General features: G+C 36.6%; 13 protein-coding genes. 2 read left to right on the forward strand and 11 right to left on the reverse strand.

Annotated elements, in window-relative coordinates; translation table 11 throughout:
* Positions 1–564 carry a DUF1599 domain-containing protein gene (locus tag ACT29I_RS19010; protein ID WP_430931420.1) on the reverse strand — a complete coding sequence of 188 codons (564 nt, stop codon included), beginning with the start codon at positions 562–564 and terminating at the stop codon, positions 1–3.
* 180 nt (positions 565–744) lie between these two features.
* Positions 745–2,385 carry a SulP family inorganic anion transporter gene (locus ACT29I_RS19015; RefSeq protein ID WP_444794149.1) on the reverse strand — a complete coding sequence of 547 codons (1,641 nt, stop codon included), beginning with the start codon at positions 2,383–2,385 and terminating at the stop codon, positions 745–747.
* A gap of 840 nt (positions 2,386–3,225) precedes the next feature.
* Here ACT29I_RS19015 and ACT29I_RS19020 point away from each other — a divergent pair.
* Positions 3,226–4,149, forward strand: coding sequence for a thioesterase domain-containing protein (locus ACT29I_RS19020; protein WP_444794150.1), 924 nt, complete (start codon positions 3,226–3,228; stop codon positions 4,147–4,149).
* Positions 4,150–4,384: 235 nt separating this feature from the next.
* Here the strand turns inward: ACT29I_RS19020 and ACT29I_RS19025 are convergent, their stop codons facing one another.
* The 7 genes from ACT29I_RS19025 to asnB all read right to left on the reverse strand — a co-directional run bounded on the left by ACT29I_RS19025 (position 4,385) and on the right by asnB (position 18,387).
* Positions 4,385–7,384, reverse strand: coding sequence for a beta-ketoacyl synthase N-terminal-like domain-containing protein (locus ACT29I_RS19025; RefSeq protein WP_444794151.1), 3,000 nt, complete (start codon positions 7,382–7,384; stop codon positions 4,385–4,387).
* Positions 7,385–7,408: 24 nt separating this feature from the next.
* The gene (locus ACT29I_RS19030) at positions 7,409–10,663 is read right to left on the reverse strand and encodes a non-ribosomal peptide synthetase (protein WP_444794152.1); all 3,255 of its coding nucleotides are present in this window, start codon (positions 10,661–10,663) and stop codon (positions 7,409–7,411) included.
* Between the two features lie 23 nt (positions 10,664–10,686).
* Positions 10,687–13,905 (reverse strand): non-ribosomal peptide synthetase, encoded by a 3,219-nt coding sequence (locus ACT29I_RS19035; RefSeq protein WP_444794153.1) that lies wholly within the window; start codon positions 13,903–13,905, stop codon positions 10,687–10,689.
* 201 nt (positions 13,906–14,106) lie between these two features.
* Positions 14,107–15,045 (reverse strand): methyltransferase domain-containing protein, encoded by a 939-nt coding sequence (locus ACT29I_RS19040; RefSeq protein WP_444794154.1) that lies wholly within the window; start codon positions 15,043–15,045, stop codon positions 14,107–14,109.
* 48 nt (positions 15,046–15,093) lie between these two features.
* Positions 15,094–16,020 (reverse strand): phosphoadenosine phosphosulfate reductase domain-containing protein, encoded by a 927-nt coding sequence (locus ACT29I_RS19045; RefSeq protein ID WP_444794155.1) that lies wholly within the window; start codon positions 16,018–16,020, stop codon positions 15,094–15,096.
* 118 nt (positions 16,021–16,138) lie between these two features.
* A complete protein-coding gene (locus ACT29I_RS19050; protein WP_444794156.1) occupies positions 16,139–16,399 on the reverse strand; it encodes an acyl carrier protein in 261 nt (86 codons plus the stop codon).
* 5 nt (positions 16,400–16,404) lie between these two features.
* Positions 16,405–18,387, reverse strand: coding sequence for an asparagine synthase (glutamine-hydrolyzing) (gene asnB, locus ACT29I_RS19055; RefSeq protein WP_444794157.1), 1,983 nt, complete (start codon positions 18,385–18,387; stop codon positions 16,405–16,407).
* A 164-nt stretch (positions 18,388–18,551) separates the two neighbouring features.
* Between asnB and ACT29I_RS19060 the strand changes: the two genes are divergently transcribed.
* A complete protein-coding gene (locus ACT29I_RS19060; protein ID WP_444794158.1) occupies positions 18,552–19,325 on the forward strand; it encodes a 4'-phosphopantetheinyl transferase family protein in 774 nt (257 codons plus the stop codon).
* A gap of 81 nt (positions 19,326–19,406) precedes the next feature.
* Here ACT29I_RS19060 and ACT29I_RS19065 read toward each other — a convergent pair whose 3' ends face one another.
* Both ACT29I_RS19065 and ACT29I_RS19070 read right to left on the reverse strand, forming a co-directional pair.
* Entirely contained in the window at positions 19,407–20,243 is an 837-nt protein-coding gene (locus ACT29I_RS19065) for a prolyl oligopeptidase family serine peptidase (RefSeq protein WP_444794159.1), read from the reverse strand.
* Between the two features lie 99 nt (positions 20,244–20,342).
* Complete coding sequence (locus ACT29I_RS19070) at positions 20,343–21,089, reverse strand: hypothetical protein (protein ID WP_444794160.1); 747 nt, start codon at positions 21,087–21,089, stop codon at positions 20,343–20,345.
* Positions 21,090–21,352: the final 263 nt, after the last annotated feature.

Below are 21,352 nucleotides of genomic sequence, written 5' to 3' on the forward strand. Positions count from 1 at the left end.
CTATTCTTTTGAAGGTTGTGTTTCAGGAAAGTCGAGCTGTATCATGGCAAATACGGCATAATTAATCATATCCAGATAATTGGCATCAATGCCTTCCGAGATGATTGTTTGTCCTTGGTTGTCTTCAATTTGCTTGGTGCGATGAAGTTTCATCAATATCAAATCCGTAAATGAACTGATACGCATACTTCGCCAGGCCTCGTCGTAATCATGGTTTTTATCCGACATAAGGTTCTTGGCCTTATGTAAATTGTCGAGATATAATTTTAACGCTTCCTCGTTGTCCATCTCCGGTTGATCGCTGGGACCAAGTTCCAGCTGGATAATGGCCATGGCTGCATAGTTGATAATCCCAATGAATTCCGAACGAATACCTTCGTCCACCTTGGTGACACCTTTGGTTTCGATGCTCCTGATGCGCTGAGCTTTGATGAAGATTTGGTCGGTCATGGATGAGGGGCGAAGAATGCGCCATGCTGTGCCGTAATCCTTCATCTTCTTGACAAAGATATCTTTGCAGACGTTAATTACATGCTCAAACTGTTGATCTGTTTTTTGCGACATAATCGTTTTTAAAATTGAAGCGTAAAAGTATCAAAATTTCGCTAAAGTGTATGAATATATCATTAATAGATTAGGATATTTAGTTTTAGAAGTATAAAGCGCATTAAAATCAATATCATTTTATTTAACCAGTTTGGGGTTAATACTATATCTAACATCTTATAATAAGATATGAATAGATCAGGCTAATGCATTGTTTTTTGCGTGAAGAACCGCATCCTCAAAGCGTTCAAAAATATTATCTTCCCCAATTTTACGGATGATGTCGCTTTGGGTAAAGCTTTTGTTGACCTCTGCGTTAACTCCCGAAAGTACAATTAAAACACCCGAGTTTTGTAAAGTGTCGATGGTACTCTTGAAGCTGTGAATGGCCGTTTGGTCCACAAATGAAACATGTCGCATTCTGATAATAAGTATTTTGTGCTTCAAACCGATACTTTCAATAACGCGGGTATATGTTTTTGCCGTCCCAAAAAACAATGGGCCGCTGATTTCGTAAATAGTAACCCCATCGGGGATATCGGAGTAGTCTTCAATAACATCCGTATCAACGCCATGCCCAATCTTTTTGTCAGCGATATCCGACATACGTTTCATAAACAAGATAGCCGATAATACCACACCTACCTCAATGGCTATGGTTAAGTCGACCAATACGGTGAGCAGGAAAGTGGTAATCAGGATAATAACATCGAACCAAGAAGTCTTTAATATGGCCGCGAACGAGCGCCATTCGCTCATGTTATAGGCCACTACAATCAGTATGCCGGCCAAACACGACATGGGTATCAGTTTGGCCCATTGCCCAAAGAAAAGCATGATGACCAAAAGTGTTATGGCATGAACCATTCCCGCAATAGGTGTTCTTCCCCCGTTTTTAATGTTGGTAGCCGTGCGGGCAATAGCTCCGGTAGCTGGAATACCCCCGAAAAAAGGAGTAAACACGTTGGCAACGCCCTGTGCAATCAACTCAGTGTTGGAACGGTGTTTGCCCCCGATCATACCATCCGCGACCACTGCAGATAACAGAGATTCGATACCTCCCAACAGCGCAATGGTGATGGCGGGTGCAAAATACTGGGTGAGCCCGTCCAGTTGAAATGTGGGAACCTCAATGGATATTTTATTGGGTATGTCACCAAAAAAGGTTTCAATGGTGGTTACTGGCAGGTCCAACAACTGCACCAAAACGGTCATAACAATAATAGCGATAAAAGATCCAGGCACTTTGGAAACCACTTTTCTGGAATAGACAGATAGCAGGATGGTGACGATCGTAATGCCTATCGCATATACATTGGTGCTGTGCATATGGGTAAGGAACACTCGCCATTTTTCGATAAATTCAGACGGGACATGTTCAATATCCAGCCCCAGGGCATCTTTAATCTGGGTAGAAAAGATAACCAGGGCGATACCGCTGGTAAAGCCGACGATCAGCGGTTGGGGGATATATTTAAGTAAGGTCCCGAGTTTGAGTAAGCCGAAGACAATCAATAAGATGCCAGCCAGTATGGTGGATATCATCAAGCCATTAATCCCAAATTCCTGGACGATGCCAAACACAATAACTATAAAGGCCCCCGTTGGGCCTCCAATCTGTACCCTGCTGCCTCCTAAAAAAGAAATGATGATACCTGCTACCACAGCCGTTATTAATCCTTTCTCGGGTGAAACGCCCGAAGCTACCGCAAAGGCAATAGCTAAAGGCAAGGCAACGATACCCACCACAATGCCGGCCATTATATCTGAAGTAATCTGTTTTTTGTTAAGCCCGGTTTTCATCAAGGTGAAAAACTTGGGACTGAATGTCTTGTTCATTATGTGCGAGAAATAGAATTATTAAATAGAGTAGGGAACAACGTTGGTTTTGCTCAACTGCTGTTTCCTTAAAATTCAAAAAAAATTAGATAACCTTGTATACCACAGGTGGTTACCAGAGGGAAAGACCAAGCCCGGCAAAGCGCTTTGTTCAAGCAGAAGATATGTGGAATACAGAATGCACCCGAGTAGTGTTTTAATTTGAGATCACAAAAGTAATACTTCAAAACTTAAATGGTCATGGAGATAGAATTTTTAAGAGAAATTAACGTAATGGTATAATTGTATTTTTTTGATGAGGTAGTCGAAAACAATACTATTTCTTGCAAAGTGCACAAAGAAAAAAAAGATAAAAGGACGCAAACCTATGAACTACAAAATACTTAAGTGTGTGACCTTAAAGTGTTTCTTATCTTGAGATTTAGTTTTTGGACGGCCTCATGGGAATAAATCCCATTAAATATTGAAATACATAAACTTTAACAGTTTGATTTCGTTAAGGTACTTGTAGAATAATGGAATTATTCCCTTACCCCTGATATCCGGCCAAATAAAAACGCGATATTCAAGAAAGATACGTAAAAAAATTAATTAAAAATTATCATTACTGTTATGAAAACTACTGTTAGACCATTAAAAAATGGTATTTCTCAACTATTTATTTTTTGTTGATATTATAGTAATAAAAAAGCTGCATTGATATTATCTTTGAAAATTTCACTTATATATATTTGTTCAAATAGTTCAGCGGTATTAGATTAACGGAGATATTTTAATTAGAGTTGTATTTTGTAAGTTAAGAATATTTTAGGTAGTCATTTAAAGAGTAAAGAGTATTTTATGTTTAAAGAGTTTCTTGAAGAATTAAAATATAAGGAAATTAGTATTAGTTTTTCAGCAGGTAAGCTGAAGTATAGTGGGCCAGAGGAGAATATTGATAGTGCTTTAATTGCAAAGCTAAAAGAACATAAACCAAAACTTATTAAGCATTTTTGGCCGGAGGATTGTCCTAACATGTTGCCTTTAAATACAGAAGGCAATCTAACCGCCTTTTCGTTGTTACACGGTGGTTCATTTTTTGAACTAAGTGAATATTTAGGTAGTAATAGACCTATGTACAGTTTTTTATTTATAGGTTCTGAATCAGAAAAAGACAGATATAAAAAGTTAGAAGACTTCGCTAGTGTTTATTTGAAGCAACTACAAAATATAATACCCAACGGACCCTACCTTTTGGGAGGTATGTCGATGGGAGGACACCTGGCATTTGAAATGGCACTGCAATTGCAGAGACAAGGAAAAGATGTACCGCTTTTAATTCTGGTGGACTCGGGATTAACTGCGTTTGAACCACCTGTGAAATATAATAGTGTACTTAAATCTTTATTTCATAAAATATATAATTATCTTAGAAAGACAAAAATTAAGATTAATCGGCTTAAAAAGAAAGCCAAGTATGAACTTTTTCCATCTCAATTTGAAAAGTTACCCATTGGTGAGCGGACAGAATATATAGTTAGTCTTTACGATCAACTTATCAACAATTATAAACCAGAGGAGGAATATAAGGGTGAAATATTGTTGTTTAGGGCAAGTGAAAATAGTTTTAACTCAAAATATTTGGGATGGGATAAGGTATGTAAAAATGTGAACGTTGTTAATTTTATAGGAAATCATGCATCAATGTTTCATGATGTTGAAGCTATTGAGCTAATAAAATATAATATTAGTGAATGGATTGATAAAACAGAAAATAGACTTTAAGATAACTAAAACGCCATTTATTGGATTTTACTTATATGCTCTTTCGTATTTGCTTCGTCGAACGTGGAGCAAGATTGAATAGATTGGTGCTTGGCCTCGCATTTTGTTCCTTTTCTTTAAAATTTCAATTCAATACTTCGAGACCATCCATTATACTGAGAATTTTAGGGCGAAAACTTATATTCTCAGTTCACCTTTTTATATGACTAAAACGTGAACCGAGAATAGAGATAAACTAAATTTCTCCACTAACAATGTTGGATTTGGGGGTTTTGCTTTGTTTTGTTGCCTCTTCAGTAACTGTATTTGCTTCAATCAGTTCAACAATACTATTGACGGTGGAATTTTCCATAAAAAGTCTTAGTCCAAAATCAATTTTAAATTTATTTTTAATTATTTCTGAGGTTGAAATGGCAAGCAAGGATGTTCCTCCCAGGTCGAAGAAATCATCGGTAGGCTTAATATCTTTTAACCCCAAGTAATCTTTCCAGATATCGATTATAGCATTTTGAAGGTCAACATTACCGACACCTACTTCATTCCTTGTGGGTGAATGTTTTACTGTATCTGTTTTTTTATCCGATTTATAATCTATCCAGTACCGTTCCCTTTCAAAAGGATAATTGGGAAGAACAATTTTCTTCGCTTGGGGATGAATAAAACCCAAATCAGGCAAATAAGCTTCAATACCGGCCCATATATTCCCCTTTACTTTTTCAATTATATAAGGTTCTGAAGGATTGTTTCGTCTACCGAATGTTTCAGAATAGGCCTTTTTGTTTTCATATTCAGGAATAACCTTTAAGATTGAGCTTAGATGAGTGTTAGGGCCCACCTCTATAAAAAAGCTAGGTTCAATATTTAAAATGGAATTAATGCCTTTATAAAACTTAACCGTATTACGTAATTGTTTGGCCCAATAACTTCCGGAAACGGATTCTTCATCCTTGAGGAATTTACCAGTATGGCACGATATAACGGGAATTTTGGGGGTAGACAAAGTAAAACTATTTACGTAATTAGCAAACTCTTCAAGAATTGGGTCAAATGCTTCCGAATGAAAAGCATGTGAGGTATTTAAGGCAATCCATGCAACTTCGTTTTCGTCCAGAATTTCTCCTATCTTTTCCTGGTTTTCCACCTCAAAGGAAATAGTGCAGTTGGTTGGAGCATTTTCCGCAGCAACCTCAAAAAGCGAATTGCCAATCGCTATCAGTTTGTCTTTACTGCATAGGGCGGCTATCATTTTCCCGGGTTGCATACTTTGCATAAGCTGGCCCCTTTTAATCACAATGCGAAGTGCGGATTCAAAATCGAATATGCCGGCAATGCAAGCAGCAGCATATTCGCCTATGCTGTGACCTATCAGGTATTTGGGTTCAATATCCTTTTTTAGTAAGCTTTTAGCCATGGCATACTCAACGATAAAAAGAGCAGGCTGCGTCAGTGAGGTTTCGACCAATTTCTTTTCTGCTTCTTCCGGGGTTGGAGCCCGAAACAACAATTCGCCTAAGTTAATGCCGGTTTCTTCTTTTAGTAAGGAGAAACCCTGGTCCACCAACGACTTAAATTCATCGTTCACCTGATAAAATTCATAACCCATTCTATAATATTGGGCTCCTTGACCGGGAAACATAAATGTAATCGAATTTGTATTTTCATCCGAAACTTTGGTGTCGAATTTAATATCACCTGAAAGAAGTTCATCCATAGACTTTACAACAACGGAAGACCGGTATTTCATATGATTTCTGCCATTCCATAAGGTATGTGCCAGATCGTCAATTCTGATCTTAGGGTGATTTTTTACAAATTCCAACACACTTTTCTTTCTTTCTTGCAATGCAGATGCCGACTTGGCAGAAAAAGGTAAAATATAGTTCTTTGGAGGTGTTTCAATTTCCTCATGGTTGTGAGGAGGCTCTTCAACGATAACATGAGAATTTGTACCTCCCAGACCGAAAGAACTAATACCCATAATTAGTTTTTTATCACTGTTCCATTCTATTGGTTTATCCGCAACAAAAAATGGCGTGTTTTTAAAATCAATATGCGGATTGGGTTTGTTGTAATTCAGCGAAGCTGGTATTATCTTGTTATATGCAGCTAGACAAACTTTTATAAATGAAGCAATGCCAGCTGCCGCATCGGTATGTCCGATATTGCTTTTAACTGACCCTATGCCGCAATATTGCTTTTTTGAAGTGGATCTGGCAAATGCTTTGGTGAGTGCTGTTATCTCAATAGGATCACCAAGATTTGTGGCTGTACCATGAGCCTCTACGTATCCTATGTCTTCCGCTGAAACCTCATTGAATCCTTGCGCCATTAAAATAGCCTCCGCCTGCCCATCCACACTAGGAGCGGTGTAACTGACTTTTTTGTTTCCGTCGTTATTTAATGCCCACCCATTTACTACAGCATAAATATGGTCCTTATCTTTAATGGCATCTTCAAGTCTTTTAAGAATTACGACCCCAACTCCATTACTAAAAACAGTGCCATTGGCTTCCTCGTCAAACGGACGGCAATGGCCATCAGGAGAAGGTATGGCACCCTCCTGATGGATATATCCGGTTTCCTGTGGGGTTAAAATACATACTCCTCCGGCCACACAAATATCAGATTCGTAACTAAACAAACTTTGACACGCCTGAGATATGGCAACCAGCGATGTGGAACAAGCTGTTTGAACATTTATGGCCGGCCCTCTTAGATTAAATTTGTATGCGGTTTTGGTGGGTAAAAAACTAATATCGTTTCCTGTCATGATCTGAAACGATTCGGTAGTACGTAGCCGGATAAAATTTTCGAGTTTGTTAGGATCCCTTAAGATGTTGTTTAACAGGTATGTGTTGATGTAACCACCTGCAAATACACCAATGGCTTCCTTAGAAGTAATAGGGTCGCACCCGGCGTTTTCAAATGCATCCCAAACTGTTTCGAGCCAAACTCTGTGTTGTGGGTCCGTATTGGTAGCATCGTATGGTGAAAAGTCAAAAAACTTTGCATCAAATTTATCAATATTATCTAACACGCCTCTGGCACCTATAAATTTAGGATCCTTCTTTAGTTCATCAAAGTTAATTTCAGAATTACGAAGTTCTTCATCTGTAAAGTGTTTTATTGTTTCTTTACCATTTATCAAATTAGTCCAGTACTCCTCTATATTATTAGCTCCCGGATATCGGCAGGCCATACCTATTACTGCTATTTTCTCCATTTCAGATCCCATGATAAAATGACTTTAAATTATACATTAGTCGTCGAGTCTACTTCTTTTTTTTCGCACAATATTTCTTCTCTTTTGCTTTGCCAGAGATATATTTGCAGCAGTCTCTTCTATAATATCTTTTTTTATTGAGTTTAAAAATTTACTAAATGCACGAATGTTTGTATGTTCAAAGACAGATACTACGGTGACGGATGTATTAAAATGTGCATTTATTTTTGTGGTTAGTTGTATCGCTAATAACGAATTGCCACCAATTTCAAAAAAATTGTCGGTAACACCTATTAAATAATCTTGTAAAACTTCTTGCCATAGTTTCAATAATTCTTCTTCTAAAGCAGAGGAGGGATTAGTAAGTATATCAGCCTTTTTTGTTTTTATAGGTTCGGGCAACGCTTTTATGTTAACTTTTCCACTAGTTGTAAGAGGAAATTTATTCATGAAAATAAACTGCGACGGTATCATATGCACGGGCAATTTATCCTGGATAAAGGCTATCATTTCCCGCTTAGATATACTTTCTCCTGACTTAGGACAAATATAGGCAATCAGTGTTTTGTGCAAATCGTCAAAGGCGTCAAGAACTGCTGCGTTCTGGATTTTGTGGTGCAACATCAATTTTGCTTCAATTTCACCTAGTTCAATCCGCATACCACGAATTTTAACCTGTTTATCCAGTCTGCCCAAGTATTCAATCTCATTTGAAGTACTTAACATAGCATGGTCGCCAGTCTTGTAGGCTCTTACAATTTCTCCGTTGGGTTTGGTGAAGTTAACAAATGATTTGGCGGTCAACTCGGAATTGTTTAAATACCCTCTTGAAAGGTTTACACCACAGATTATAAGTTCACCTTTTACTCCGACCGGTTGAACCTGTAATTTAGAATTAACAACATAGAGTTCAGTGTTGTCTATAGGTTTGCCAATGTATATTTTGTCGTTCTCGGATAAAGTATTGGAACAATTATAGTAGGAAACATCTACAGTTGCCTCGGTTGGGCCGTATAGATTTACCATAGCGGGTAAATCAGTTTCTTTTCTTAACTGGTTGAAATCTGATACAATTTTAGAAGGCAAAGCTTCACCACTTAAAAATATATTTCTAAGGCTTTTTAGCGCTGTGGTTAGTTTTTGCTGTTTGATGTGATTTAGAAACGGAGAAAACATGGAGGGTACAAAATGTATTTGAGAAATTTTATGTTTGTTGATACTTTTTGTAATCTCATTTACGTCCTTTTCTCCATTATGATTTAAAAGCACCAATTTTGATCCGTTAAAAAACCACCAAAATAGCTCCCAGACTGATACGTCAAATGTTATAGGTGTTTTTTGAAAGAGCGTATCTGATGGTGTTAGAGGGTAATTCTTTTGCATCCAGCCAATTCTGTTCATAACAGAATGGTGTTCTATTAATGTACCTTTAGGCTTCCCTGTTGAGCCTGAGGTAAAAAGTACGTAGGCTAAATCTGTTGGTTTTATTTCAACCAAAGGTCTTGAACTATTCTTGCTCAGAGGTTTGTCCAGAATATCTTCCAAAAATACCAAAATACCTTTGTTGATCATGTTATTTGCTACGGTTTTACCGGCCAAAATTAATACAGGATTCGCGTCCGTAATTATTTCATCCATTCTTACCGGAGGTAAATCAACCTGAAGCGGCAAATAGTGTGCCCCTGTTTTTAATATGGCCAGTATACCTATCATCATCTCCAGGTTTCGTTCGCAGCAGATACCAACAGCATCTCCACATTGAACGCCCTTGTTGATCATGTAATTAGCCAATCGGTTTACATGCTTTTCTGTTTGCTGATACGAAAGGATTGTATCTTTATAGATTAAAGCTGGTGCATCAGGAGACTTGTCTACCTGACTCTCAAAGACGCGGTGCAGACAAGTGTCGTTTCTGTAGGGGCATTTTGTTTTATTGAAATCAGCTATAAAATTAACTTCAGAATTACTTAGTATATTAATTATCTGAATCGGGTTAGTCGGGGTTGCTAAAATAGATTCAATCACTTTATTGTAGGTGTTGATTAACCTATTTATAGACGCTGAATCGAACGTATTAGCATCTAACTCCAAATAACCGGAATAAGCATTACCGGAATCCCACATGGTAAGAAACAAATCAAGCTGCGCTCCCTGTCTCTCGACGGACATGCATTCCAAATCAGCACCTTTCAAATTGAGATGAACAGGGGGTTCAAAGGTAAAACCAACGTTAAAAAAAGGCAGGTGAGTTTTTTGATTAAATGCAGCGTTCAATTCAATAAACGGGATTTCCTGTTTTCTGTGCTGTTTTAATAATGAAACTCTTACTTGATTTATTAATTCGAGGATGGAAATGTTATTTCCCAGATTAATAGTAACAGGCAAGGTATTTACGAAACATCCAATTGTATCGGCAAAATCTTGTTTTCGCCTGTTTGTAAACGGCACTCCGACTATCAGTTTATCTTGATTACTGATTCGTGAAAGAAATATGGCATACGCCGATAATAAAAATACGAAAGGACTGATATTATGTTCGTTTGAAAATTTTTTTATCCTTTTTGATAACCCAGAAGGTATTTGGAACAACTTTCTACCGCACGACTCATTATTTAATGCTTTTTTCGGTTTTTGAAAAGGTAACTTAACCGGATGGATTTTCTCGTTAAATTCTTTCTTCCAGCTTTCTCTCATCTTTTCGGCAACATCAGAGGTCAACCATTGGTTTTGCCAGGAAGTATATTCGGCATAAGGCTTGCTTTTATGATTAACTTTTAATTTATCGGAATAAACCAAACTATTGTAATAATCGGAGAGTTCTTCCGCAAATACTTTTTTTGAATGTAAGTCGATAATAATGTGATGAAATACAAACGAAAGGTAAGTGATATCTTTGAACTGAAATACTTTTACCCTCAGAAGTTTATCAGCCCTCATAGAAAAGGATTTATGCACTTCGTTTATCACATATTGCTCATATAATTCTGTCGTATAGTTTTCGTGTATACAGAGGGGTTTGAAAAAATCATTAATATCTACTTCATCCTTAACACAAAAATAAGGCTTGTTTTTATTAACAGCTATATTCGCTCTTAAGATTTCGTGATTCTGCAAAACATGACTTAACGCTTTTTTTAAAAAACTAACCTTTAATTTCCCGCGAACACAGTAGATAAGTGGTATGTTGTAGGCCGTATCGTGGGGAGATAGGGTTCCCAGCAACCAGAATTGTTCCTGTATTTTTGATAATGGTATCTTTTTCGTTTCGCATATCCACCCTGCATCCCTCATACTCTAAAAATATTAAGTTTGGTTTAATTATGTCTCTTTCTTTTAAATCTCGAAAAATCTCGTTTATTCATTCTAATTTCACTCTTAGTAGATTCTTCACCATTTTTATTCGAACTAGATAAGTAAGCGGCCAATTCCTTGATGTTTGGATATTGCATCAAGGTTAATGGTTCAATATCTACCATCAATTTATTTTTAATCTCACTAACCATTCTTATAGCCATTAAAGAATTGCCACCAATATCAAAAAAATTACTATTAATTCCAATGGATTTAAGATTTAACAGTTTACACCAGGTTTCACTTAATTTCTTTTCGAAATTAGTACTTGGCTCTATTACGTCATTTTCGAAATAAAGTCCGGGTTCGGGAAGTGATTTGCGATCTATTTTACCGCTTGTGTTGAGGGGCATTTTTTCTAATAACACAATTTGAGAAGGAACCATATAATCAGGAAGCTTAACAAATAAGTATTTCTTAATCTCATCTTGAGAAAAATTGGCTCCATTTTCCAATACTACGTATCCCACAAGCTGACTATTGCTTTTAGTATTGACGATAACAGCAGCTGTTCGTACGTGCTTATGTTCCAGTAATTTTGCTTCAATGTCACCTAGTTCAATCCGATACCCTCTGACTTTGACCTGGTTGTCCACCCTCCCAATAAAATCAAGCTCGCCATTCGTATTCCATTTAACAAGATCACCGGTCCTATAAGCTCTTAAGCTTTTTCCATCCAGGTCCTTTATAGATATAAATTTTTCCTCATTTAATTCCGGACGGTTTAAATAACCTCTTGATAAATTAGAACCGGAAATCACCAATTCCCCAGGTACACCAATAGGTTGTATATTTCTATCTTTATCTATAGTAAACAATTTTGTATTATAAATTGGTTTTCCAATATACATTTTATGTACTGGATTTTTTTCAGGACAATTATAGTAAGAAACAGCTACAGTAGCCTCAGTTGGCCCATAAGTATTAACTAGCAATGGCGAAAAACCAGCGCTTCTAAGCTTATTAAAGTTGTTGACTAACTGAGGACTGAGTGCCTCCCCAATCTGTACAATGTATTTTAAAGTATTTAGTTTAGAAACGATTAGTTTTGTTTGAACGTACTCCACAAAAGGTTCAAACATGGAGGGTACAAATATTATTGTTGTAACTTTTTCTTTATAAGTGTAATCAGCAATAGTTTTAGGATCTTTTTCACCGTTCACAGGAAGCAAACAGAGCTTTGAACCATTAAAGTTCCACCAAAAAAGTTCCCATACGGACACATCGAAAGTAAAGGGTGTTTTAAGTAGCAGTGTGTCGGTATTATTAATGGGATGCTGTTGTTGCATCCATTCAAGCTTATTAATAACTGCTTTGTGCTCAATCATTACTCCTTTGGGTCTGCCTGTTGAACCCGACGTATATATCAAGTAAGCCAGATTATTAGAGGAAACACTTACGGATGGATTTTTATCATTTGCAGATAGGGGAGAAGTTAATATGTTATCTATGTATATACAATTTGTGTCATATTCAAGGTTTTTGCCTTCTTTAGTGGTGGTAATAATAAATTTAGGCTTTGCATCTTCAACTATCATACTCAAACGTTCGCATGGGTAATTAGGATCCAAAGGCAAATAAGCCCCACCTGATTTATGTATAGCGTATATAGCCACCATTAGTTCCATCGACCTGTTTAAACAAACGGCAATAATATCCTCAATGTTAATTCCTTTAACTATAATATGATGGGATAAACGATTTACATGCGCGTTAAATTCCTGATAGGTTAAACGATGGTTGCCATCGGTTACAGCTACGTTATGTGGATTAATTTTTACCTGCTGCTCTAACTTTTGATGTAAACATATATTGGTATCCACCTCATTATCTGTGTTATTCCAAGTATTAAGATATTCTTTGTCGTTTTCGGGTAAAATAGATAGTTGCGATATAGCAACGTTGGCCTCAACAATTTGATTTGCAGTTTGAATATAACAATCTTTAAATCGTACCCCGGTATCAGGTAGAAACAGATCTGTTGCAAATTCGAAGAAACCATTGTAAAGATTATCCGTTTTCCACATGGTTAGAAATACGTCGAGTTGGGCTCCTTGTTTTTTTACCACTACATTCTCCGCAAGAATTTCTTCAAGCTGCAATTGCATTGGAGGTTCAAAAGTAAATCCTGCCTGAAAAAATGGAGTGTAAGAGGGGTTTCTTTTTCCTTTAGTAGAATTTAAAAGTTCAAGAAAGGAGATTTCCTGTTTCCGGTGGGCAAATAAAAGTTTCTGTCTGATCTGCGTTCTGAGCTCATGGTATGTAGGATGGCCGGAAAAATCAACAACAATAGGCACAATGTTGACAAAACAACCGATTATATCTTTAAACTCTTCGTTTTTGCGGTTTGAAAGAGGGACTCCGATCACAATGGAATCTTGCTGACTAAGTTTCTGAAGAAGTATGGTATAGGCAGTCAGTAAAACCACAAAAACGGTTGACGATTGCTTAATACTATTTTCGAAAACCTTTGAAGACAAAGCGTTACCTAAAGAAAAATATATTCTTTCCCCATTAAAATTTGGGAGTTTTGGGCGATCAAAATCAAGAGGCAGGTTTAAAAGCGTGTTGGGATCCGGAATCTCCTCCAACCACGTTGCTGTCTTTTTTAATCCTTCATTAGTTTGTTCCCATTCATTATGCCAGTTCGCATAATCAGAATAGTGAAGCGTTAATTCAGGAAAATCTAAATCAACTCCTTTTATTTTGGCATTATAAATAGCGGAGAATTCGTTTGCAAATACATTTTTTGAATGTAAGTCGATTATAATATGGTGAAATACTATCGTTAAGCAATAAGCATCGTTAAAGTTAAAAAGTTTTATCCTTAGTAATGGAGAAGAATCCAAGCTGAAAGGTTTATGTATCTCATCATAAATTTCAGATGGTACTTCATCGATACTATGTGAGAATGGTTTATTACATGTTATTTCTTCAAGCCTGTAATCAATACTTTGTGCCGGTTCTACATACTGATATACTTCATCATTTTCCATTTTAAAGCTGGTACGCAACGATTCATGCCGATGAATTAAAACATTGATTGTTTCTTGAAGAATTTTAACGTCAGGCTTCTTATCTAGCTTAAATACGCTAGGTATGTTATAAGTAGGATTTGTTGTTGCCAAATTATTTAATAGCCAGAATTGCTTTTGGAATTTGGATATCTTAACTTTTTTCATGCGTTCAAAATTTAGCGAAAATCTGATAACCAGTGCATCTTTTAATCTCCAAATCTAGATAGGAGCATACCATCCGCCTGAGTGACCTAGTATTTTGCCAGGGTTCTTTAAGTGTATTGCAGGAAACACCGGTTTCATACCTCTAAATATTATAATTGTTAAACGGCTATGCTTGCTTGTCTGGTTGCTAATCAGTTATTCTTATTTAATAGCTTCTACAAACAATGCAACATGATTCCACATATTGTCGAAATAGGTTCGGTTTCTAAGGACCGGTGCAGTACTTTGCCCTGGAGCCGTAATATAAAGATTTGTAAACCCTGCTTCTTTTAACATTTCAATTAGCTTTGCGTGGTTCCACCAATTTATATGATTAGCACGATACTTCCTTTGAATCTCAATCGAACATTTTGATGTGCAATAATCAAAGGCGTCTTCCATTTTCATGGTACGCATCACGTGTTTAAACTCTTCGTCTTGAATTCGTTCTGGGTTACCCCCTTCGTGAATAATCGACGCATTGGCAGCAAAATGAACCAACGCAATCTGCTCCAATGAAGCTTGGTTAAGTGGTGTTTCGTTTCCGTAAACATGGCGGTATTTTTCCTGACTCTGTGTGTCTACCCATTCGAAATAACTTTTGTCGTTATTCATATAGGCCCTGTAATCTAACTCAATGTTTGGAGCTACCACTTTAAAAATACCACCCGGTTTTAATGTGCGATATGCTTCCTTAAAAAAATATTTAGCTGCCTTGTCTGTTATGTGTTCTATCGTATACTGTGATTGGATGATTTCTGCTGTTTCACTTTCCAACGGAAGTGGAGTCATATCCAACAAGTCATGCTTAATATCTTTTTCCAAGTTGAATCTGGCCCAATCGTCCAGCAGAATTGGAGCCTCAATATCTATATTGGTCCAACACGGGTGATAAAAATATCCGCCAAACCCTCCATGTCCTCCAGCACAGATGTTATAAAACAGGCGCTTTTTAACACTGTCTTCCCCATAATACACAACATACAATTGGGTATCATCTTTCACTTTGTTATATGTGATTTTTAGCCCCGTTTTACTCTCAATGAGGCCTTGTGTATTAATAGCTAATTTGATAGCTGCATTTTTTATGGTACTGCTCATATTCAGAGGTGGTTGTCTATTGTAAAATAAGTTTTAGTATAAAACGGGTTATGGTTTAAGCAGCATACTATCATCAATATTAAGCTCAGCTTTTGCAAAGTTGATTTGGTCCTGAGGCTGATCTAAAAGTTTGTCCATTGCTTCTTCTCTTGAAAGCAGGTTTTTTCGGATTAAATGACTTAACTCCAGTTCGTACGGGCTATAACCGAATTTATAGGTGTGTACATAGTTGTTAAACGCATTAATCCTGCAATTGGTTGAACATCCATCCACGTCACCAGGTTTTTTCCAACCCAAAGGTAGAATCTTCTCAACAATCTCATTCTCTGTTATATCTTCCAGACAAAGAAGGTTTATGTTAAATGGGTAATTTTGAGATTGTTCAACCAGGTTTTTCGAGATTTCCATATACCTGGAAACATCATCGCCTAATCTCGATTTTAATTTATCCAATATTGGTTTTCGGCTTTCCTCGAAAAACTTATAATTGTTTTGATAGTAGATGGTATTAGATGGGATCTGTCCCAAAGTAAAACCTGCCAATATAAACGGAATGTTTTTCTCAAGAGCAATTCTAAGGGCTGTTATATTTACGATAGAAATACAGGAATTGCAATTGGCCGAAATACGTGTAAGTGTTTTAGGGTTGTATATATTTTCCAAGGAACTAACCCTGTATAATCCTTTCATAAACTTATATGACGGACGATAGGTAATGTGATCGATACCAAGTTTGCTAACAACTTTTTCAATATTTTTGAAAGCTGCTGGTGAAATAAAACCGTTGTCAAGCGTAAATGAAAGAACATTCAGGTTATATTTTTCTTTAGCAAGCTTTAGTGTGTACGTACTGTCCTTTCCTCCACTGAAACATACTATCGCATCATATTCCGATATATTTTTCTTTTCGCTGAATAGTTTTTCTATTTCTATTCTGGATGATTCTATTTCTTCCGCTTCAGTTGTATGTAACATCTCGTTATTACAAAAATTGCATACCCCGTTTGAGTTGAACTTTATACGAGGAAAATTCTCTGAGAGAATACACTTATTACATCGTCTTAACAGTTTTAAGTTTTCTAACATTTCAGTTTTACTTTGTTTTTTTAATAAAATCCACAATCCTTAACACAGATCCAAAATTATCACGATTCATTTGTTCGTTAGAAACGGTAAAACCATAAGTCTTTTTAAGGTATGATGCAATTTCTATAAGTCCCATTGAATCTATGATACCAGTGTCTACCAAACTTTTGTCAAGTTCGATATCTTCCAGATCAACGTAAAACTGACGACACAGGAAGTCAAGTAACGCAACCTGTATATCTTCCTTCGTTAATATCTCTACATTCATAATATTTAGTTTTTATAATCATCTATTTCTACACTCAATAACGTTTCAGGTAAATTCAAAGTTCTAGGGTTGCGTGTCCAATATTCCGAAATCTGAGTGGACAGCATAAACGTTATTATCATATTATCCCTATATCCCAATCGTTCCGGGATCCCGTTTTCAAATTTTTTAAGGAACCGTGTCACCCATTTGGGGTTAAATATTTGGTAATCTTTTACCAACGAATCGCTTAAAAAAAACTTTGTGTTCTCCGTTGGCCCTTTGCCATTCATAAACGATTTTAAGTCTGGCGACATATAAGGTCGTTTAGGCCTGTTTATAATTGATGGCGGTAAGTTGTTTTCATAAGCCTTTCGTAACAAATGTTTTTGTGAGAATCCCTTTAATTTATAATTCTCTTTCAACGCAAATGCATACTCCACCACCCGGTGATCTAGGAAAGGGTATCTTCCTTCGATGCTGTGAGCTAGTGACATACGATCGCCCTGTGAAGAAAGCAGGTAACCGTCCAAAAGGGTCTTCATTTCAAGGTACTGGTTTTTTTGAAGTAACGACCAGCGGTTAAAGTTTTCAGGAAAGGTTGACTGCATTTCATCGATCAATAGTTGTTTGTCAAACCTAACCCTGTTGTCGCGGTTAAAATAGTTTTCCAGTATTTTGTTGTTGTGAACCCTAATGTTTAAAGAGCCTAAATTATTATTGTAATCCCCAAGAAACTCTTCGTAAAACATCCTCATCATACCATACTGAGTCTCGTCTTTAAAGTGATTTAGGTGAGGATATAGTTTTTTAATAAGTAATGGTCTGTAAGCAGAGGAAGGATCCTTGGACCAGAATTCCAATAGTTTCACTTCTTTAAATGAATCATATCCCCATAATATTTCATCGGCTCCTTCACCCGTTAAAACAACCTTGATATCACTTTCCTGTACTTTTTGAGACAACAGAAACAACGGGATAGGGGCGGTTCTAAAAACCGGACGTTCGAAGTGGTAAACTGCTTCCGGGAAAGTTTCGTTAACATCATCGTACGTAATATTAACAGCACAATGGTCGGAATTGATCTGTTTTACCATATCTTGCTGGTAAGAAGATTCATCATACTCCTGATCGGAAAACGTGACAGAAAATGTTTTGAATCTCTTGGAAGTATAATTTTTTACTTGATTTACAATAACAGAACTATCTATTCCTCCACTTAAATATGCCCCAACAGGTACATCACTTCTTAACCGGAGTTTCACCGAGTCGTCTAGAAGCCCCGTAAATTCTTCCACAGCCTGCTGAAAAGTGTTTTCGCTATATTCCCTAAAATTTTGGCCCAGCTGATAATAGGACTTTTCGGTAATTAACTTAGTGTCTTTATAAACGGCAAAATGGCCACCGGGTATGGTTCTAATATCATTATATACGGTGTGGTCAGCAAAAGTGTTCCAAAGCAGGTTGTGCTCAAACAGGTGCTTGGGATTAAAGTTTCTTTTATATCCCGGAATTTGGTCAAAAGCCTTCATTTCCGAGGAAAAATAAATACTACCGTTTGTTTCCAGGATAAACAAAGGTCTGATGCCGTATCTATCTCTGGCGATAACTAGCTCTTTGCTTTTCTTGTTCCAAATTAATACGGCAAACTGCCCGTTAAATTTTGCAAAGCAATCAAAGCCATAAACTTCAAATGCTTTCAGTACCACCTCAGTATCACTAGTTGTAATAAAATGAATACCTTTGCTTTGTAATTCGGCACGTAATTCAATATAATTGAATATTTCGCCATTATACACAATAACAAGGTCGCCGGAAGTAAGTGGTTGATCGCCTGTTTTTAAATCAACAATGGAGAGTCGGGTTTGACCAAGGGCAATGTCAGGAGAAACATAATAGCCCCAACCGTCCGGCCCCCTATGTTGTAAGGTGGAGGTCATTTTTTTTATGACCGATTTTCTATTTTGTCTATTTAGTTCGAATCCAAAAACACCTGTTATTCCGCACATGGTAATATATAAGAATAGGTTATTATAATTAATATAACAATATGCTAAATCTACATTATTATAAGTGATTTTAAATTATTTTTTGATGAATGTTGTCTCTTGTTAGATTTTGGTCCATATTTCAAACTTAATTGCCCGAATTACTCTTTTAACATTTAAACTAAATGATTAAAGTAAAAAAACACACATACTGTATAAGACATTTTAATGTAAGTTATGACGATATTTCTTTAGTTAGTAAAGATGAGCAGAGCAATACGATTGTTTATTATGGCAATTCAGATAAATGCTATAACAAAAGGGACTGTTGCAAAAAACTATTGTCGAAAGAAGAGGTGAATAGGATGAATGGTTTTGTTTATGAGAGAGATAGATTAACGTATTGTTTATCCCATGGTTTACTTCGCAATGCATTGTCCAATAGGTTTGGTTTGTCTGCCGAATCCCTGGATATTAGATTTTTTGATGGGGTAAAGCCATATGTTAAAAATGTAGATGTTGATTTTAACCTTTCACATTCAAAAAATAATTTTTCATATGCTCACACTAACAATAGCCACATTAAGGTTGGTGTTGATATAGAAAAACGGGAAGATATAATGGACATCGTAACAGTGGTCGAAAATAGTTTCCATCCAAACGAAGTTGAATATATGAATGTAGGAGACCTAACGGAAAAACAAAGGCAAGTTCGGTTTTACGAAATTTGGACACGAAAGGAGGCATTTTTAAAAATGCTTGGAACCGGTATACTGGAAGATTTACCTGCTTTAGATATGACATGTGAATCTAAATTTATCGAGATAAACTTAGCTGAAAACCTTTCTGTACTAAAGGGTGATATTTACATATTTACATTGGCCATAAAGGATTTTGTTTTAAGTGTTTCGAGCAATTTTCCCCATAAACCTTGTTTTAGGGAGATAGGCCAAATGTAGACGGCTTTAATTAGTGCTTCTTCCATTTAGTCGTATTTTCCTAACAAGCGTAACGTACTTATAGACGTTTTCTTATAGCCACTATTCAGGGGGAACCTTCTTATTTAACTTCGACTGCATAAATAACCATTCTTTAACATCCGGGTATTGATATGCAATAGCACCAATATTATGACCTTCGCCTTTAAGAAGGGTAAGCTTTGCTTTACCTCCGTTTTTATTAATGTTTGCTACCATATTTATGTTTAGCTTGGCTGGTGCTATGTTATCGTGTTCGCCCGAGAACACCCAAATGGGGATCTCTTTTAATTGATCCGCCTTAGTTAAGTCTGAAACACCCGAAGCAATAACGGATGCGGCAAATAAATCAGGATGACGTGTCAAAATATCCCAGCAGCCGGTCGCACCCATCGAAAAGCCAACAACATATATTTTGTTTTTATCAATGTTATAAGTGTGTATCGCGTTTAGTATCACCTCAACAATCATCTTCATCTCTTCGGTTTCTTCTTGTTTGTCCTGGGTGTAATGCCGGTAGGGCATGGACATGGGGCCTTTGTCGGCCCATTCCAATCCTATAGGGCATTGAGGAGCTAATATGTAGCATGGAAAATTTTTTTGGTTTTGTGACGAGGCCCATTCGTAAACCAGACCATCAACCTGTTTTTTATTATCAGAACCATTGTTACCGTATTGATGAAGAATCAAGATTAAAGGATATAAATCCCCTTCGTCAGTTTCAGGAACAAATAACCTGTAATTTAACGGCCTGATTTTATTCGGTCTATTATACGAGTATGCTTTAAAATCTTTCAAATAAAAAAAGTGTTTGATTCTACTTCGATTTAAATATCCAATTACAACGGTAAGGGTGGCAAGAATTGTTAAAATTAAAACTACATATTTGCTGTTGAGCATGGTTGAGATTTAAGTTTCTAGTTACTATTAAGATACGAATGATAACTAAAAAAAATGTAAACCACCATATAATTTCAGTAAGATTAACGAAATAATTGATTAAGAGTTGAAAATCGATCCAAAAGCATATTCCGAAACGAGTTTGGCTCCCTGTTGGTTAAGGTGGATGTAATCAATAAACAAAGAGTCATCCCACAATGTATCATTGGTGTTGATGTATTGCATGTTATATCGAGACATTATTGCTTCTGTTTTTTGGCTATGCCCTTTCAGATATTGCTTTAAACTGTCGGTCATTAAACCCTTGCGTACAGGCGTGTGAATATAAGTGAAAGCTATATCTTCATCGGCCAGGCTTTTGCATATCTCATCCAAATACGCATAGGCCGTGGTATCTATCTCAAAGAAGGGATTTTTACTAAATCTTCCCAGATTGGCCTCCCCGCCGCCATCAATTAATGGTATTCCCCCGCATTCATCATACTTTAAGGATACGTATTCTGGAGCTCTGGGAGTGAGTAAACGATTGGAGATGGTTTTCCACAGATAAAATTTAAGTTGCCGATGTTGTATGTAAGGCCAGAAGATAGACTTACACTCCAGGTATTTTATTCCTTCACGGGTATTTATTAATTCTTGATTGGAATGCATTCGGAAATCGATCGGATATCCGCACATAATTATTTTTTCAGGGTGATATGCAGACAGGATAGCCTTTAACAGGCTTAAGTCCTCTTTTATGAGCAATCCAATGCAGCCCAGGTTGATAAATTTTTTGTTGGGGAACAACTCCGTTATGCATTGGCTCGAAAGATTGCTTAAGGTCATGGACGAACCTAGTGCCATTATATGACAATCTTTTAGCCCTCCTTTACTTTTAACAAAACGCAGTTTTTCGTTGAATGATACATTGCTGCATACCCTTGGGGCTGGCAAATAATTTTTGTTCAAAAAGAAAAACAAAAATAATCCCGTAGCAATCAATAAAGAAAACGTTAAAATTGATTTTATAAAACGCGTCATGTCTGGAGTTAGATATGTATTTTTTCACTTGAACGGTGAGAAACAGGAATGGTTACAATAATTACTTTGAAAAAAAAAGCCAATGT

This window comes from Saccharicrinis sp. GN24d3 (assembly GCF_052400645.1).
GTDB lineage: Bacteria > Bacteroidota > Bacteroidia > Bacteroidales > Marinilabiliaceae > Saccharicrinis.

Excerpts from the sequence above, each read along its gene's own strand:
- ACT29I_RS19010 (WP_430931420.1), bottom strand. The coding sequence starts at position 564 with ATGTCGCAAAAAACAGATCAACAGTTTGAGCATGTAATTAACGTCTGC.
- ACT29I_RS19015 (WP_444794149.1), bottom strand. The coding sequence starts at position 2,385 with ATGAACAAGACATTCAGTCCCAAGTTTTTCACCTTGATGAAAACCGGG.
- ACT29I_RS19020 (WP_444794150.1), top strand. The coding sequence starts at position 3,226 with ATGTTTAAAGAGTTTCTTGAAGAATTAAAATATAAGGAAATTAGTATT.
- ACT29I_RS19025 (WP_444794151.1), bottom strand. The coding sequence starts at position 7,384 with ATGGGATCTGAAATGGAGAAAATAGCAGTAATAGGTATGGCCTGCCGA.
- ACT29I_RS19030 (WP_444794152.1), bottom strand. The coding sequence starts at position 10,663 with ATGAGGGATGCAGGGTGGATATGCGAAACGAAAAAGATACCATTATCA.
- ACT29I_RS19035 (WP_444794153.1), bottom strand. The coding sequence starts at position 13,905 with ATGAAAAAAGTTAAGATATCCAAATTCCAAAAGCAATTCTGGCTATTA.
- ACT29I_RS19040 (WP_444794154.1), bottom strand. The coding sequence starts at position 15,045 with ATGAGCAGTACCATAAAAAATGCAGCTATCAAATTAGCTATTAATACA.
- ACT29I_RS19045 (WP_444794155.1), bottom strand. The coding sequence starts at position 16,020 with ATGTTACATACAACTGAAGCGGAAGAAATAGAATCATCCAGAATAGAA.
- ACT29I_RS19050 (WP_444794156.1), bottom strand. The coding sequence starts at position 16,399 with ATGAATGTAGAGATATTAACGAAGGAAGATATACAGGTTGCGTTACTT.
- asnB (WP_444794157.1), bottom strand. The coding sequence starts at position 18,387 with ATGTGCGGAATAACAGGTGTTTTTGGATTCGAACTAAATAGACAAAAT.
- ACT29I_RS19060 (WP_444794158.1), top strand. The coding sequence starts at position 18,552 with ATGATTAAAGTAAAAAAACACACATACTGTATAAGACATTTTAATGTA.
- ACT29I_RS19065 (WP_444794159.1), bottom strand. The coding sequence starts at position 20,243 with ATGCTCAACAGCAAATATGTAGTTTTAATTTTAACAATTCTTGCCACC.
- ACT29I_RS19070 (WP_444794160.1), bottom strand. The coding sequence starts at position 21,089 with ATGGCACTAGGTTCGTCCATGACCTTAAGCAATCTTTCGAGCCAATGC.